This is a genomic window from Corynebacterium sp. KPL2838, from assembly GCF_040225455.1.
GTDB classification, from domain to species: domain Bacteria; phylum Actinomycetota; class Actinomycetes; order Mycobacteriales; family Mycobacteriaceae; genus Corynebacterium; species Corynebacterium rhinophilum.
The window spans coordinates 80,175-95,779 of record NZ_JBEHFT010000004.1 but is presented as its reverse complement, the minus strand read 5'-3'; the positions used below and the strand labels follow the sequence as shown (position 1 = coordinate 95,779).

Annotated in this window: 14 protein-coding genes; 2 read left to right on the top strand and 12 right to left on the bottom strand. The window is 58.8% G+C overall.

The window, feature by feature from the left end; genetic code table 11:
- Positions 1-77: 77 nt before the first annotated feature.
- Both ABRP98_RS02580 and ABRP98_RS02575 read right to left on the bottom strand, forming a co-directional pair.
- Positions 78-722: a LysR substrate-binding domain-containing protein gene (locus tag ABRP98_RS02580; protein ID WP_349857308.1), complete on the bottom strand. Its 645-nt coding sequence runs from the start codon at positions 720-722 to the stop codon at positions 78-80.
- A gap of 140 nt (positions 723-862) precedes the next feature.
- Positions 863-982 carry a helix-turn-helix domain-containing protein gene (locus ABRP98_RS02575; RefSeq protein ID WP_349857335.1) on the bottom strand — a complete coding sequence of 40 codons (120 nt, stop codon included), beginning with the start codon at positions 980-982 and terminating at the stop codon, positions 863-865.
- 181 nt (positions 983-1,163) lie between these two features.
- On the opposite strand from ABRP98_RS02575, the gene ABRP98_RS02570 reads away from it, so the two are divergent.
- Positions 1,164-2,171, top strand: coding sequence for a TDT family transporter (locus tag ABRP98_RS02570; protein WP_349857306.1), 1,008 nt, complete (start codon positions 1,164-1,166; stop codon positions 2,169-2,171).
- Positions 2,172-2,190: 19 nt separating this feature from the next.
- Here ABRP98_RS02570 and ABRP98_RS02565 read toward each other — a convergent pair whose 3' ends face one another.
- From ABRP98_RS02565 to purS, 7 genes are all read right to left on the bottom strand, one after another.
- Positions 2,191-3,369: an alpha/beta hydrolase fold domain-containing protein gene (locus tag ABRP98_RS02565; protein WP_349857303.1), complete on the bottom strand. Its 1,179-nt coding sequence runs from the start codon at positions 3,367-3,369 to the stop codon at positions 2,191-2,193.
- A 96-nt stretch (positions 3,370-3,465) separates the two neighbouring features.
- A complete protein-coding gene (locus tag ABRP98_RS02560; RefSeq protein WP_349857301.1) occupies positions 3,466-4,191 on the bottom strand; it encodes a type IV toxin-antitoxin system AbiEi family antitoxin domain-containing protein in 726 nt (241 codons plus the stop codon).
- 155 nt (positions 4,192-4,346) lie between these two features.
- A complete protein-coding gene (locus ABRP98_RS02555) occupies positions 4,347-4,595 on the bottom strand; it encodes a hypothetical protein (RefSeq protein ID WP_239268362.1) in 249 nt (82 codons plus the stop codon).
- Between the two features lie 115 nt (positions 4,596-4,710).
- Positions 4,711-5,994, bottom strand: coding sequence for a glycosyltransferase family 87 protein (locus tag ABRP98_RS02550; RefSeq protein WP_349857298.1), 1,284 nt, complete (start codon positions 5,992-5,994; stop codon positions 4,711-4,713).
- Positions 5,995-6,139: 145 nt separating this feature from the next.
- Positions 6,140-8,449, bottom strand: a complete 2,310-nt coding sequence (purL, locus tag ABRP98_RS02545; protein ID WP_349857295.1) for a phosphoribosylformylglycinamidine synthase subunit PurL — start codon at positions 8,447-8,449, stop codon at positions 6,140-6,142.
- Positions 8,450-8,462: 13 nt separating this feature from the next.
- On the bottom strand, positions 8,463-9,146 hold the full coding sequence (gene purQ / locus ABRP98_RS02540; RefSeq protein ID WP_023029203.1) for a phosphoribosylformylglycinamidine synthase subunit PurQ: 684 nt from the start codon (positions 9,144-9,146) through the stop codon (positions 8,463-8,465).
- The gene (gene purS / locus ABRP98_RS02535) at positions 9,147-9,389 is read right to left on the bottom strand and encodes a phosphoribosylformylglycinamidine synthase subunit PurS (protein WP_005279580.1); all 243 of its coding nucleotides are present in this window, start codon (positions 9,387-9,389) and stop codon (positions 9,147-9,149) included.
- 281 nt (positions 9,390-9,670) lie between these two features.
- On the opposite strand from purS, the gene ABRP98_RS02530 reads away from it, so the two are divergent.
- Positions 9,671-12,412 (top strand): ExeM/NucH family extracellular endonuclease, encoded by a 2,742-nt coding sequence (locus ABRP98_RS02530; protein ID WP_349857294.1) that lies wholly within the window; start codon positions 9,671-9,673, stop codon positions 12,410-12,412.
- A 6-nt stretch (positions 12,413-12,418) separates the two neighbouring features.
- Here ABRP98_RS02530 and ABRP98_RS02525 read toward each other — a convergent pair whose 3' ends face one another.
- The 3 genes from ABRP98_RS02525 to ABRP98_RS02515 all read right to left on the bottom strand — a co-directional run bounded on the left by ABRP98_RS02525 (position 12,419) and on the right by ABRP98_RS02515 (position 15,576).
- Positions 12,419-12,652, bottom strand: coding sequence for a helix-turn-helix domain-containing protein (locus ABRP98_RS02525; protein ID WP_284831321.1), 234 nt, complete (start codon positions 12,650-12,652; stop codon positions 12,419-12,421).
- 27 nt (positions 12,653-12,679) lie between these two features.
- Entirely contained in the window at positions 12,680-13,363 is a 684-nt protein-coding gene (locus tag ABRP98_RS02520; RefSeq protein WP_005279578.1) for a DUF2334 domain-containing protein, read from the bottom strand.
- A gap of 89 nt (positions 13,364-13,452) precedes the next feature.
- Positions 13,453-15,576 (bottom strand): S9 family peptidase, encoded by a 2,124-nt coding sequence (locus tag ABRP98_RS02515; RefSeq protein ID WP_349857291.1) that lies wholly within the window; start codon positions 15,574-15,576, stop codon positions 13,453-13,455.
- Positions 15,577-15,605 lie beyond the last annotated feature (29 nt).

The following is a 15,605-nucleotide window of genomic DNA, read 5'->3' as shown; positions in this document are numbered from 1 at the left end:
CTTACTCAAGTGGTCAGCCCCGTTTACATAAGGAAACGATTGCCCAGGGTTGGATATATCTTGAGTCTTTACGCGTTTTAGTCCTTGCGCCCGTCCGCATAGTCCACAAGGAAGCGCAAAAAATGTTGGGCCGGATCAGAAAGACGATTCTGCGCACTCCACACCACCCGTAGCGGCCGGTCAAAGCTGATTCCCACCACCGGAACCTCTACATATTCTCCTGTAGCGAGCTGTGGCGCCACCGCTCTCCGCGCGATAACCCCCGGCGCACCCAGAGCTCCTATCGCAGTACGTTGAGCTCCCAGAGACCCGAACTCCCCTGCCGGCGGGGCGAGCACTCCCAGAACATCCGCCACCACCTCCCGTGTGCCGCTTCCCTGTTCACGCAGCACCAAGGGCGTAGATTGCAGCTCCTCCTTCGTCACTGGAGATACCTTCGTTTCCAATGTTGGTGCTGACGTTGATGCTGACGGGGTCACTGGCTGATTGTGGTTGCGCGGCTTCGCCCAGCGATGTTCTGCGGGGACAACAACCACGAGTTCATCGTGCCCGACCACACGCTCGTGCAGTTCGTGGGCCACCCAATGGCCCTCAATAATCGCTAGTTCTGCCTGTCCTTGAACCACGTGGCGCTGCGCCTCCCGGCTGTTGAGCTGACGCATGTACAGATAAGTATGTGGGTGAGCGCGTTGGTAGGCCGCGGCCCAACGGGGGTAGTCCACTTCAGACACAGTATGAGAAACCACCAAGCTAATGTCCTCGGTGGCCCCAACCCCAACGGCTGTTTCGAGGCCACGCGCGCATTCGTTCAGGGCCCCTTCTAATCCCTCGAGTACACGGACGACTTGACTGCCCACTTCTGTCACGGAACTACCCGCCACTCCGCGCCAAAAATGCGATTATTGAGGCGTTTTTCAAACTTGGCGATGCGCGTACTAACCGTTTGTTGGGAGACATTCAGGTGTTTCGCAGCCTGGTTCATACCCCCATATCGAGCTACAGCAAGGACGGCATCAACCGTGAAAGCATCGGGAACGTAGCTGCGTCGAACGGGAGAGAATCCATCGTTACCATCTTCTCGTGAGGGGTACATTCATTTATTGTAACCCCGTTCGGATTATGCGCTCTCCCGCACACATCAAGCAGTGCCTAACCTGAAGAATATGTTAAAGATTCGCAATGAGATAGAGCTCCCTCCGCTAGGACCTGGCTGGGCCGGAGCAGTAATGGGACTCGGAATCTCCTCGTCTCTCATCGATGCTCTCCTGAGCCCAATCCTGGGCCGCCTTCCAGCAGAAATCATGCTCGGCGTTGCAACGCTTGTCTTCTTGGCGTTCACAGCGGGATTTATTAAGCACCGCACTCCGGGATTCAACTCCAGCGACATGCCTGCATGGGGCATGGTCTCCATGGGCATCCTCGCTTTGGGTAGTGCCTACTCACTTATCTTTGACGCCTGGTTGATTCACACCGTGTGTTGGGCGGTAGGAACAATCCTGAGCGTCATTACCTGTTTAAAATATCTCAAGTTTCTTTTCTCCGACCGCCCTTCTAACCCCGCTTTTACCTGGGGATTACCCCTTGTTGCCCCCATGGTTTCCGCAACCTCGTCGGCGCAATTAGTACCGCATGCTGGTGAATGGGGCTCGGTCATCCACGGCATCGGCGTGTTCTGCTTCGTAGTGGCTTGGGTGACAGGACTGCCGACGTTTGCCGTCGTTTACCTGCGCACCTTTCCCAAGGTTCCCATTAGCTTCGCTGCCACCGCTTGGATCCCGATGGGGTTGGTCGGCCAGTCCACCGCCGCAGCACAGCTACTCGCCGGTGACCAATGGCATTTCCGCGCCATGGTCTATGGTGTAGCGATGCTGGGCTTGGGCGTGCCGCTGAGCATCTACGCTTTGGCCAAGCACTGGGGTACCGCCCTAGGAAATACCCCAATGTCCTATAACCCCAGCTGGTGGGCCAGTACCTTCCCCGTGGGCACGTGCTGCCTCGGCACCCATACCCTATCCACACAGCCCGCGGCGCTCGCGTGGGGTTTGGGCTGGATGGATACCGTGAGCGCCGCCCTGCTGGTCCTGCTTCTCCTCCACGTCACTTGGGCTGCTTTCGGAGCCATCAAAACCGTTTCCGAGCATTTCAAGGTCAGCCAAATGAGCCACGCATAACTTCAGAGGGTTTCGGGGCTTAGGAACCTTGCGGATCGTGCTCAGCGAAGAATTGGGGCATCGCCTGGAGCAGGTGCTGGTTCCAGACTCCGTGGGCGCTAAGGGCCGATGCGTGATCGGCGTATGGGCGCACGTACTCGCTCAGGTCGATATTCTTTTCTTGGGCTATGCGGCGAAAATCGTCATAGCTTTCCGGCGGGACGAGGCGATCGTTATCGCTGCGGACAATCTTGATGGGTGGCATGTCCGAATTAAGGTGCGTCGCCGAGGTAACGAAATCTGCACGCTCGGGATATTCCTCCGGCGTTCCACCCAGATATTTCTGCACGGTATCGCGGGAGCCCTGTGCGGCATAGGCATCGTCGGAGTCATAGATGTGGAGGACGCCGAGGGCCGGTGAATCCGCATACACGGCGCGGGGAACGGCCGGTGTGCTGGGACAATCGGCGGAAGGCAGCTGGTTGGGGTGCGCGGCGGCATCGGCAGTCGCATTCAGCACCAACTGGCCGCCGGCGGATTCGCCGTATGTAAAGAAACGCTCCGGGTCGCCGTCATAATCCGCGGCGTGGGCATTGACCCAATTCATCGCGCAGCCCACCTGCTCCGCTGCCACCTTCCACGTGGGCTGATCCCAGCTGGACAGCGTGTAATCAATGGATAATACGAGGTAGCCGCGCTGTGCCATCTGCCGCATATTAAACGCCTGGGAGTGCTTGTTCATCTGATCCCAGCCGCCGCCGTGGACATACAGCATCACCGGGTGGGGCCCACTTTCTTGTGGCGTGTAGATATCCATATCTAGATCGTCGCCGTGGAAGGAATCGTAGGCCACCGTATGGTCGGGGCCCTCGTTGGTGCTTTCCACCCCGGCCCAGCTAAAGGCAGCGGGAATATCCACCTCGGTACCCTGCCCCTTCGCGGCGTGAATCTGCGTGCCGAAAAGCACAAGCCCGGCAGTGAGGGCAATCGCCGCGAATGCCCCTGGCACGTAGAAGCTGCGGGAGGCGAATCCTCCAAGCACCGCAAGGACCAGGAGAATAAGGGAAAAGATAACCACCGGCCCGATATACTGCGGGCCAATGAGCGCACCCGCGCCCCAATACGGAATATGCGGCGTAAACGGCGCCACCGCAAGCCACAGCGCGAGGAAAGCTACAAGCGCAAGCGGGACGGACAGCAACCGGGCAACGATCTTCATACCGGCAACGGTAGTCCTAGTTTCTGGGAATGCGTGGTGGAGATTGCAGCTCCAGTGGGCGTATTTTCTTCTATGACGTTTCACTGCACTCTGCGGCTAACGAGAGTCTCTAAAACTCCTTGTCTCCACACCAGTGCCCGCGCTGATAAAGAAGCGATCTCGGAGCTCTTCATTATCTTCGTCAGCCCCCGCTTCTTCCCAACACGCAGCCAAAAGATCTTTACCAGAATTGAATCCATAAGCTGCTGACACTGGGTTCAGCCGCTTTGCCAAGCTCTTTAATCGAACGCCTTCTTTTCGCAAGGAGTCCACGACGAGAGTCGCCAAATAATTGAATTCCATTATTTGGGAGGCCAAGTCCTCCACCGTCTTTTCTACTGAGGTTACGGGCGATCCGTCGATATTTTCTATATCCCCGACTTCTATCTCTCGATCGTCATAAATGTGGATATCATTCTGACTGGTTTGTTTCCGCAAGGAAGCCGAGAAAGTCTGTGTATTCGGAATCAAATCACCAATGCTATGGATAAGTGCTGCGGACGCATGAGACACAACGATCTTATTGTCGGCGTCTATACGTTCTACCGCAAATAGGTTTGGTTCAAGGGATATCCAGGCTTCCCTGACATCCGTTAATGGACCAAGCTGAACTGAGGGAAGAAAGTAGATGCCCCTGCGTGCGCGCGTTAGAATCTCGCTCCCTGCCAAGCGATTTATGTGGAGGCGAGAAATACCTTCGCATTGAGCCTGAGCCGTAGTGATAATGCCCCACTGATTTGCTGCTAAGGATTCTAGCTGCGCCAGAATTTCTACAGCTTTCATTTCGACACCGAACCCCTCTACCCTTAACCTCCTTCTTTACTTGTATCAACCTGAGGGATACAAGTAAAGACGGATTGAGTACCTACGTTGCACAGCCTTGAAAGCAAAAAGCCCGGCTGAAGCCGGGCTTGAGCTAGGCGATGCCAAAGGCTGGCTTACTCCGCAACAGAATTAGCGCCCACGACGGCGTAGCCGAAGAGCTCAGGCAAGGTGGAGAACCATGCTTCAACCAGCTGGGAGATGGCCACGGATTCACGGCCCAAAGTAAGCGCGCCGGTTTCGGTCGTCTCACCCACGATGGCCGCGATGGCGGCGCCCTCGTGCACGGCGGAGAGATCGAAATCGAGGTCGAGGTCGGCGGCATCGGCAAGCGCGTTCAGCACCATATGGCCGGCAGTGGGCATACATCATCACTGAGTGGGTACCAGCATCATTGGGCGGGTAGCAGCTGGGCAACGATCTTGAAGCCCTCGGTTCCGGAGAGGCGAGGTGGTGGCTTTAGTGGAGAAAAGCCGCTTACTAACTCGCCTTTTTGAAGGAAAGGCGGCGATCCCGCAGAGGCAAGGCGTCCTCCCGGCTTAGCTCCGCGATACACAGTGCGATTACAAAGCCCACCAAGACGATCAACGAGGACCATGACAACCACATTTCAGAATCTGCCCTGGCCAGCGGTGGGAACAAGAAGAGACCTAAGACCGGCACAACATAAATGATGCGATTCTGCCCGCGTGCCAGAACGCCTAGCAGTGGCAGTACGGCGCACAAGACGTAATGATCCCACAAGATATTGCCGGTAGCCGTGAGAACCGTAAAGATGCCGACGGCAGCAATGCGCCACGGCTCCTGTGAGCGTAAAGCGGTAACAATAACCAGCGCAATTAATGCCAGGGTTACAAAAGGCGGAATAAGGCTGGCAGCCAGTGAAGGATCATGAACGATAGTGACAAGAATGCTGTCATCTTCAACGCGATTGGTGCTCAGTTGGGAAGCAATCGATCCGTTGACAGGAGCGACCATTATTGCCGCCTTGATATCCTGAAGGGTATCCCACCACGAGGTAAACACGTTCCAGCCAGAAACGACGATTGAGTAGAGCACAGCAACGACTCCTGTCCCGAGTGCTACCAATCCCGCTTTGCGCGCCCGCGGAAAGACCACACAGATGAGCACGAGGATAATGGGGGTTAGCTTCACTGCAGATACAAGTCCTAGTGCAATTCCTGCGCGTACTGGGTGCACGCGAGCAGCAGCAAGGCCGTATGCAACGCCCGCAAAAATCAGTGGGCTCGTCTGGCCAAGAAATAACGATGATTGAAAAGCTATCGATGCCCAGCCCAAGAGGATTCCGAAAAGCAAGGTAATGGTCGCTATCTCTTCCTCAAACCACAAGAACCAGGCGGAGACTATCAGCACCACCAACGCCCAACCGGAAGCAATCGCGAGCAATATCACGGAGACATCAAAGCTGATGACTCGCACGACCAAGCTCATCACATCCGCTAGAAATGGGACGTGAACATAAGGGTGCGGGAATTCAGTGACATCAGAGTGGGCGATGGTGTCTAACCACACATCACCACGTGGCAGTGCGAAATCGCGTTCATCGATTCTATATAAATGCTCCCGATTTCCATCGCGGACGAGCAATCCAGCAATCCATAGCGCACCCCAGTCACCGTAATTCAGTTTTCCGGCGGAAATTACGGCAACCACGAGGCCAAACACCAGCCCAATACCATGGTGGTACCACCGCAGCACTGTTGATGCGGGCGCGGAGGCTTGATGGCGGGAATGCGCGCTCATGGGACTCCTAATATAAAAATTACGATTCGAGACAGAGAGAAAGGGCGATGCTCATTGGGCAGCGACCCCGATCATCGAAGATAGTCTAAATGCTCCTCAAGCCCGGCCAAAGCCGGGCTTGAGCTAAGCGGTGACAGGGGCTGGCTTACTCCACAACGGAGTTAGCGCCCACGGCGTGACCGAAGAGGTCAGGCAAAGTAGCAGACCATGCCTCAACCAACTGAGAGATGGCCACGGATTCGCCACCCAAGGTAAGCGCACCAGTTTCGGTGGTCTCACCCACGATGGCTACTGGGATGCCAAGCTCAGCGGCACGGGCGAGCACCTTATCGGCGCGGTCAGCGGTGGTGGCCACGAGTGCGCGGGAAGCGGACTCGGAGAAGGCCGCGGTGAAGGCGTCCTCGTGCACGGCGGTGAGATCGAGGTCGAGGCCGAGGCCGGCGGCATCGGCAGGCGCACCGGCGCGCTTGGCCATCTCAAAGGCGGCAACGGCCAGGCCGCCCTCGGAGACATCGTGCGCGGCGGTGAGCAAATCGTTGCCGTCGAAGAAATCCGCGAGGCGCTTCTCATTGGCCATGTCCACCTGCGGCGGCAGGCCGTTGAGGTTGTCCTTATCGGCGCCCTCGGCGCTCACCAGCTGCCAAATGGAACCGCCAAACTCATCCTTGGTCTCACCCAAGGCGATGAGGACTTCCTTCTCATTGACGGTGCCCAAGTTATTGCCAATGGCTTGGTGCACATCGTCGATAACGCCGAGCACGCCCACGACCGGGGTGGGCAGAATCGGCTCGGAGCCGGTCTGGTTGTAGAAGGAGACGTTGCCGCCAGAGACGGGGATGGAGAGTTCCACGGCGGCATCGGCAAGCCCGTGCACCGATTCGCGGAACTGCCACATCACGTCCGGGTTTTCCGGCGAACCGTAGTTCAGGCAATTGGTAATCGCGACGGGCTTGGCGCCGGTGACCGCGACGTTGCGGTAGGCCTCAGCCAGGGCCAGGCGCGCGCCCATGTTCGGATCCAGCTTGGTGTAGCGGCCGGAAGCATCGGCGGACACGGCAACGCCGCGGCCGGTCTCCTCATCGATGCGCAGCACGCCCGCGTCCGCGTGGTGGGACTGGACGGTATTGCCACGCACGTAGCGGTCATACTGATTCATGATGAAATCGCGCGAGCACAACGAAGGCGAGGAAATGAGCTTCTGCAGGGATTCCACCAGGCCGCGCTTGTCCGTGCCCTGGTATTTCTGCAGCTCATCCTGCCACTCGGGGCGGGCGTAGGGGCGCTCGTAGACGGGTGCTTCATCCGCGATGGTGCCAGCCGGCGCATCGACGACGACCTCACCCTGGTGGCGGATGACCAAGTGGTCACCTTCAGTAACCTCACCGATTTCGGCGCAGGTGACCTCCCAGTGCTCGCAGATTTCGCGGAACTTCTCCACGTTTTCCGGCGCCACGACGGCGCACATGCGCTCCTGGGACTCGGAGGCAAGGATTTCCGCTGCGGTCATGTTTTCCGCGCGCAGCGGTACCGCATCGAGGTTGACCTCCATGCCGCCATCGCCGGAAGCTGCCAGCTCAGAGGTGGCACAGGCCAGGCCAGCGCCGCCCAAGTCCTGGATGCCCACCACAACGCCGGCGTGGTAGAGGTCCAGGCAGCATTCGATGAGCACCTTTTCCGCGAAGGGGTCGCCCACCTGCACGGCCGGCAGCTTCCGCTCCGCGCCGTCCTCAAAGGTATCGGAGGCCAGCACGGATACGCCGCCGATGCCATCCAGGCCGGTGCGGGAGCCAAAGAGCATGACCTTATTACCCTTGCCGGAGGCGAAGGCGAGTTTCAGGTCATCGACCTTGAGCGTACCCACACACAGGGCGTTGACCAGCGGGTTACCGGCATAGGTTTCATCAAAGACGGTCTCGCCGCCAATATTGGGCAGGCCCAAGGAGTTGCCGTAGCCGCCCACGCCAGAGACGACGCCGGGTAGCACGCGCTTGGTATCGGGGGCATCGGCAGGCCCAAAGCGCAGCTGATCCATCACGGCGATGGGGCGGGCCCCCATGGCCATGATGTCGCGGACGATGCCGCCCACGCCGGTCGCCGCGCCCTGGTAGGGCTCCACGTAGGAGGGGTGGTTGTGCGATTCCACGCGGAAGGTCACCGCGTTGCCATCGCCGATGTCCACCACGCCGGCGTTTTCACCAATGCCGGCGAGGATCTTCTCCCCCATCTCCTCCGTCATGGTCTCACCAAAGTAGCGCAGGTGCGTCTTGGAGGACTTATAGGAGCAGTGCTCGGACCACATCACGGAGTACATGGTCAGCTCCGCGTCGGTGGGGCGCCGGCCCAAAATATCGTGGATGCGCTGGTATTCGTCATCCTTCAGGCCGAGCTCAACGTACGGCTGCTGCTCATCCGGGGTGGACTGCGCCTTGTCTACGGTGTCATTAGAAACGGTCATGTAGGTGGCCTCCTTAAACCGCCGGCGCTTCCGCGACGGCCTTGATGGCGGATACGAATAGTCCCAATCCGTCGGTGGATGGGCCGGTCAGCGGGTCAATGGCGTGCTCTGGGTGCGGCATGAGGCCCACGATGCGGCCGGACTCATCGCTTACCCCAGCAATGCCATTGATGGAGCCGTTGTAATTATCGGTATAGCGGAAGACCACACGGCCTTCGCCCTCGATGCGGGCGATATCGTCATCGCCTGCCTGGAAGCGGCCCTCGCCGTGCTTGGCGGGAACTAAAATCTTTTGGCCCTTTTCAAACTCGCTGGTCCAGGCCGTGGTGGAGTGCTCCACCTCCAGGTAAGTATCGGTGCAATGAAAATGCAGGCCCTTATTCCGGGTCAATGCGCCCGGCAAGAGGCCTGCTTCAGTCAAGATTTGGAAACCATTGCAAATGCCAAGCACCGGCATTCCCGCCTTGGCGCGGTCGATGACGCTGCGCATGACGGGGGCGAGCGCCGAAATAGCGCCCGAGCGCAAATAGTCACCATAGGAAAAACCGCCCGGCACGACTACCGCGTCCACGCCGCGCAGATCAGCATCCGCGTGCCAGAGGTTAATGACCTCGGCGCCGGCGGTGCGGGCTGCGCGGGCGGCATCCACATCATCCAGGGTGCCGGGGAAGGTGATTACTCCGATTTTTGCGGTCACTTACTTGACCTCCAGCTGCGTAACCTCGTAGTCCTCGATGACGGTATTAGCCAGCAGCGTTTCTGCTACCTTATCCAGTTCCTCTGCGGTAACGGAATCATCTACCTCGAGTTCGAAGCGCTTTCCTTGGCGCACATCGCTGACACCGGATACTCCGATGCGACCCAATGCGCGGACGACAGCTTGGCCCTGCGGATCCAGAATTTCCGCCTTGGGCATGACATTGACAACTACACGAGCCATGAAATTTTTGCCTTACTGTATGGGGCTTAGGTCTGCCCGATTCAGTGTAGTCATACCCCCGCCCAATCCCTAGATATACCCCCACTGCAGGGTTTTCACCCCGGTAAAGCAAACTCCGCGTAAATTACGACCAACAGGAAAACGAATTTTGCGCGGCACCCAGGTTTCACAGCCTGCTCGCGCGAAACCCGCCCAAAGCGGTCCCGGGTACACCGATTGTTCAGCGAGTAAAAATAAAAGGCGTCCATGACAACTTTCTCTATGATTAAGGTGACTTTTCTATGGCTCTTCGCCGCTTTGGCAGGGTAGCCCTCGCTGCCGGTTTCTCCACCCTCTCCCTATCTATTGCGGTGCCTTCCGCCATGGCCGCCCCGGATAATTCCACCGCGGTCATCTCTGAGGTCTACGGCGGTGGCGGAAATAAGGGTGCGAGCTTTTCCAATGATTTCATCGAGCTTTATAACCCCACCGATGCCGCAATCGATCTCACCGGCTGGTCCGTGGAGTACTTTGCCTCCAACGGCAATAGCGGCGGCAAGATCACCCTGTCCGGCACCATCGCTCCCCACGGTTACTACCTAGTACAGGCTGCCGCCGGCAATGGCCAGGCCCAGGCTCTTCCCGCCCCGGATGCAGAGGGCAAGGTCAATATGTCCGGCACGAAGGGCTCGGTGCAGCTTGCCGATGCCACCGGTAATACCATTGACCTCATAGGTTACGGTGCCGCCTCCAAGTCTGAAAGAGCTGCCACCGGCGCGCTGTCCAATGACACCTCCGCTTCCCGCAACGCGGCGGGCACCGATACCGATGACAACTCCGCGGACTTCACCGTCGGTAGGCCAAATCCCACCAATTCCGGCAACGAGTCCCCCTCCCCGCAGCCAGGCGGATCGGGTGACTCGGGCAGCTCCGATGATTCCGAGAACCTTCCCGCACCCGAGGGCATTACCCCGATTGCTGAAATCCAAGGCACCGGCGATACCTCCCCGCTCGAGGGCCAGAACGTTGCTACCCAGGGCGTTGTCACCGGCGTGTGGAGCGCGGGCGGGCTCAACGGCTTTACCATCCAAACCGGCGGCACCGGCCAAGAAACCACCGATGCCTCCCAGGCGCTATTTGTGCACATGGGTAAAAAGGGCGCCGATAAATACCCCAGCATCGGCGATTCCGTAGAGATCACCGGCCAGGTCTCCGAGTATTACGGCGCCACCCAGGTAAGCGCTTCTTCCCTCAAGCAGCTCGATACCGCATTGGAAGCGGTCACCCCGCTCGCCGTGGATGAGCTGCCCCAAGGCGATGCCGCACGCGAGCCCTTTGAGCACATGCTCATCCAACCCGGCGCGCACACCGTGACCAATAACTACTCACTCAACCAATACGGCGAGGTCGGCCTCGCCCCGGGCGAGGAAGCCTTCCGCCAGCCTTCCGATGTCCATTCCCCTTCCACCGACCCTGATTCCGAGCTGCACAAACTGGCCAAGGATAATGCAGAAAAGCTCGTTACCTTGGATGATGGCCGCACCCGCGATTATTTGAGGACCGATAAGGACACCCCTCTGCCCTATATCGCCCAAGATGGCGGCAAGACCATCAAATCCCTGCGTACCACCGATACCGTCGAATTCCAGCACCCGGTCATCGTGGGCTACTCCCACGAGCAGTGGCGCTTCCAGCCCACCGAGCCGGTCACCGGTGAAACCGCCGGCGCCGATCTCCCCATCTCCTGGGAAGAATCCCGGGATGCGGAGCTGCACGCCGTCGATGATGTCAAGGGTGAATACACCATCGGTGCCTTTAACGTGCTGAATTACTTCACCTCCCTGGGCGAGGAATTCGGCGGCAGCGCCTATACCGACCGCGCGGGCAATAAAGTCACCGTCAACCGCGGCAAGACCCGCGGCGCCTATACCGAATCCGCCTTAAAGGACCAAGAGCGCAAGATCGTCGCCGCCATCAATGGCCTGGATGCCGATGTCATTGGTCTTTCCGAAATCGAAGATGGCTACGCGGTAACCGGGGACTTTGACCAGCGCGATAAGGCGTTGAAGCGCCTGACCGAAAAACTTAACGAGGCCGCGGGCACCGAGAAGTGGGCCTTCGTTCCCTCCCCGTCCAAGGAGCAAGTCCCTGAGCATCCCGATGTCATCCGCACCGCGTTCATCTACCACAAGGACGTGGTCAAGCCCGTAGGCGAATCCCGCATCTTCCAGGATCCGCGCTTTTCCGGCACCGCCCGTGAGCCGCTGGCCCAGGAATTCCAGCCGCTCACTAGCGATGACGAGTCCTTCGTCGCCGTGGCCAGCCACTTCAAGTCCAAGGGCTCGGTGGCCAAGGGCGATGAAGATTCCGGCGATGGCCAGGGCAATAACCTCAACGTCCGCAACGCCCAGGCACAGGCCGTGCTCGATGCCCTGCACAAGCAGGACGATTGGAAGGATAAGCCGCTTTTTGCCCTGGGTGATTTCAATGCCTACACCCACGAAACCGCACTCGATGTCTTCCGCAACGATGGCTTTACCGTGCCTGCGGAAAAATACGGCGCCGATACCTCTTACCAGTTCGGCGGCCTGCTCGGCACCCTAGACCACGTCCTTGCCAATGAGGTTGCTTCGGGCGCGCTTGACGATGCCCAAGTGTGGAACATCAACGCCGACGAACCCGTCGCCTTTGAGTACTCCCGCCGCAACTACAACGCCGTGGATTTCTACACTGACTCGCCCTTCCGCGCCTCCGACCACGACCCCGTCAAGGTCGGTTTTACCCTGGGCGAGGATGAATCCACCGACGACGGCGATCAGGGCAACGATGCCAACCAGGACGACAACACCGATGGCCCAGGCTTCGGGCTCGGCTCTAGCTCCTGGGGCACCGGCGCCATTATCGGCTTTGCCATCCTGGCCGGCCTTCTCGCCATCCCCGGCTTCATGGCGGCTACCGGAAACCTGCAGAAGATCATCCCCGCTGGAATCTGGGGCATGCTCCCGCAGCAGGCTAAGGACTTCATTAACGGCCTAAGCAAGTAGGAGCGCCTACTCGTACAAGCCCATCTCGTCAGAGAGCACCGCGAGCTCGTCTGCAGCAGCACGCTGCTCAAGGTCTCTCTGGCGTTTAAAGTCCTGCACGCTGGAGGCATACAGATGGCGGTAGGCACCTTCTGTATGCCCCTTCAAGGTTCCCTCATCCATGAGCTCGATGACACGCGGCCGAGAGACATTCAAGAAGTCTGCCGCCTGTTGCGTTGTTAGTTCATCTGTTCGTTTCATGCTACCTACTATAAAACCTCCGCCGGACTAACGCGGAAGGTAAATGCTGTAATCAGCGGGAGTAGCGCCCGCGTCAAGCGCGCGGCGAGCAGCCTTCACAAAGTCTTTAATGACCTTGCGGTCATCCAGGTTGCGGGCAGAGATGGAAAGGCGCACGGTATTGCCGCGCTGGGCGGAGCGCTCTGCCGCGCGGATGATGTTTTTGCGCCACCATTTGGCAGAACCGAAGCCCTCACCGAAAGAAAGGTTGCGGGCTTGGTGGAATTTCCCGGTGGGTACCTCTAGGATGCCGCGGGTAGAAGCCGCCGCCTCAAAGGGGAATTTGGGCAGGACCTGCAACGTTCCGGGAGACATGCGCCAGCGCGGGGGCGCGAAGATGGTGGGTTCAAAACCAATCTGTGCCATCTGCCGGGTCGCACCGGCTAGGCGCAGCTTCGCCTCGTGTGAATTGAGGTTGGCAAACTCCGCGCGGCGGCCTTGGACTGCCTGGTCAAAGCCATTGAGGATAAGCGGACGGCCCGCGGCCGCTTGATCCTTGAGCCACTGTTGGGTGTCTTTGTCCTTGGCCAGGTGCCAATTGCCATCAATATGCGGGGCGATGAGCAGGGAGACGGGAATTTCCTCCCGGTCCAGAACCGACAGGAAGCTTGTAGCCTGCTTTCGAGTGTCCTCAAAAATACTGGAGATAGAAACCAGAAGGTGGCTAGTCATAGCTCAAATTATCGCACAGTACCGCCAGATCCGCGCGCTGGCCAGAACGCTAGCCAGGGTGCCAGCCAGCGCACGACTGTGATGGGCAGTTACTCCGTCAGGCCGGTGGCCTTATTGATCGTCCAGGCGTATTCGAAGGCGTTTTGGCGCCACTTATCGTAGCGGCCGGATACGCCACCGTGCCCGGCGGCCATCTCCGTCTTGAGCAGAAATTCGCCGCCGGTGGCGGTAGCGCGCAGCTGCGCAATCCACTTTGCCGGTTCCACGTACAGCACGCGGGTATCGTTCAGCGAGGTGATAGCCAAGATATCCGGGTAGTCCTTGGCCTCAACATTCTCGTAGGGCGAGTAGGACTTCATGTAGTCGTAGTATTCCGGATCGTGGTACGGGTCGCCCCACTCTTCCCATTCGGGAACCGTGAGGGGAAGCTCCGGCATGAGCATCGAGGTTAGCGGATCCACGAAGGGGACGACGGCTTGGATAGCGGTAAAGCGGTCAGGTGCCATATTGGCCACGGCACCCATAAGCATACCGCCGGCAGAGCCGCCTTCGGCCACCATTTGGTCCGGGGTGGTCACGCGGCGCTCGATGAGATCATCGGCCACTGCGATGAAATCGGTGAAGGTGTTTTTCTTCTGCAGCATCTTGCCGTCGTCATACCACTGACGGCCCATCTCGCCGCCACCGCGCACATGGGCAACCGCATAAATCATGCCGCGATCCATGAGCGATAGCCGGGACGCGGAGAAGTACGGGTCCATGCTGGCCTCGTAGGAGCCGTAACCATACAGCAGCGTCGGGTTGGGCTTGGTGCGGTCCAAGTCGGAACGGTGCACCACGGAGACTGGGATCTTGGTGCCATCACTGGCAGTCGACCAGATGCGGTAGGCCACGTAATCATCCGGATCATAGCCACCGGGGACTTCTTGTTCCTTCAGCAGCGTGTACTCGCCGGTATCCACGCGGTAATCGAAAAGCTGCGCGGGCTGAATATAAGACACGTAGTTCACGCGCACTACCGGCGCATCCCATTCCGGGTTACCGGCCACGGCGACGGTAAAGAGTTCCTCGTTGAAATTGAGTTCTTCGAATTCTCCGAAGTCATCGCCAACGCGCATGATGGCGGCGCGGCCGATGCCACCGCGGCGGTAGCCCACCACCATGTGATCGCGGTAGGTATCCACGCCCTCGATGCGGGTGGTGTCATCGTGTGCTAGAAGCTCCGGCAGATCGCGCAGGGCGGGAAGTTCCGCATCCACTTTGGCATAGCCCACTGCGAAGTTCGGGCCGGTGGCGTTGTGGGTGACAATCCAGTAGTCCTCGCCGCCCACCACGGCATGGTCTACGTCATAGTCCACACCCGTCTCGCGCTTCCACAGCGGGCGGAATTCTCCTTCTGGGTTCTCCGTATCCAGCACCCAGGCTTCCGAGGTTATCTTCGAACCCACCCCGATGAAGAGGTACTTGTCGGAGCGTGCACTGCCGATGCCCACGTTAAAGTGCTCATCTTCCTCGTGGAAGACGCGCACATCCGCGGACTGCTCGGTGCCTACTTTATGGCGCCACACCGCATCTGGGCGCCAGGCATCATCGACCGTAGAGTAGAAGATATAGCCATCGCCTGCCCAGGTAGCGCCATAGAAAATTCCGGTGAGGTGATCTTCTAGAAGCTCTCCCGTTTCGAGGTCCTTAATGGACAGCTCAAAGCGCTCGTCGCCGGCAAAGTCCACGGAATAGGACAGGTAGCGGCCGGAATCTGAGATGGAGGCCGCACCAAGGGCGAAGAAGTCCTTGCCCTCTGCCAAGGCGTTGGCGTCTAGGATAATTTCTTCACCCTCTGGGCTGCCTTCTTCCGGAATCACCGGGGCGGTCCACGGATCGCTGCCCTCTTCTACCGGGATGCGGCAGGAATAGCCGTAATTCTTACCCTCTTCGGAGCGGCCGTAGTACCAGTACTTACCGCGGCGGGCTGGCACGGACATATCGGTTTGTTTAATGCGGGATTTAATCTCTTGGAAGATATTCTCCGTCATCGCATCCAAGTGCCCGGTATGCGCCGCGGTGTAATCATTTTCGGCATTGAGGTAATCCAGGGTTTCCTGCGATTGCTTATCGCGCAGCCACTCGTAATTATCCACGAATTCGCGGCCGTGAAATTCGCGCTTTACGGGGTGGACTGGGGCTACCGGTGCGGTCGTCTTTTCATCACTCATGCCCTACCACTGTACGCGTCACCGGCGGT

Coding starts and splice junctions, on each gene's coding strand:
- ABRP98_RS02525 (WP_284831321.1), bottom strand. CDS start 12,652: ATGAAACGAACAGATGAACTAACAACGCAACAGGCGGCAGACTTCTTG.
- ABRP98_RS02550 (WP_349857298.1), bottom strand. CDS start 5,994: ATGAGCGCGCATTCCCGCCATCAAGCCTCCGCGCCCGCATCAACAGTG.
- ABRP98_RS02530 (WP_349857294.1), top strand. CDS start 9,671: ATGGCTCTTCGCCGCTTTGGCAGGGTAGCCCTCGCTGCCGGTTTCTCC.
- ABRP98_RS02570 (WP_349857306.1), top strand. CDS start 1,164: ATGTTAAAGATTCGCAATGAGATAGAGCTCCCTCCGCTAGGACCTGGC.
- ABRP98_RS02555 (WP_239268362.1), bottom strand. CDS start 4,595: ATGCCCACTGCCGGCCATATGGTGCTGAACGCGCTTGCCGATGCCGCC.
- ABRP98_RS02565 (WP_349857303.1), bottom strand. CDS start 3,369: ATGAAGATCGTTGCCCGGTTGCTGTCCGTCCCGCTTGCGCTTGTAGCT.
- ABRP98_RS02515 (WP_349857291.1), bottom strand. CDS start 15,576: ATGAGTGATGAAAAGACGACCGCACCGGTAGCCCCAGTCCACCCCGTA.
- ABRP98_RS02575 (WP_349857335.1), bottom strand. CDS start 982: ATGAACCAGGCTGCGAAACACCTGAATGTCTCCCAACAAACGGTTAGT.
- purL (WP_349857295.1), bottom strand. CDS start 8,449: ATGACCGTTTCTAATGACACCGTAGACAAGGCGCAGTCCACCCCGGAT.
- ABRP98_RS02520 (WP_005279578.1), bottom strand. CDS start 13,363: ATGACTAGCCACCTTCTGGTTTCTATCTCCAGTATTTTTGAGGACACT.
- purS (WP_005279580.1), bottom strand. CDS start 9,389: ATGGCTCGTGTAGTTGTCAATGTCATGCCCAAGGCGGAAATTCTGGAT.
- ABRP98_RS02560 (WP_349857301.1), bottom strand. CDS start 4,191: ATGAAAGCTGTAGAAATTCTGGCGCAGCTAGAATCCTTAGCAGCAAAT.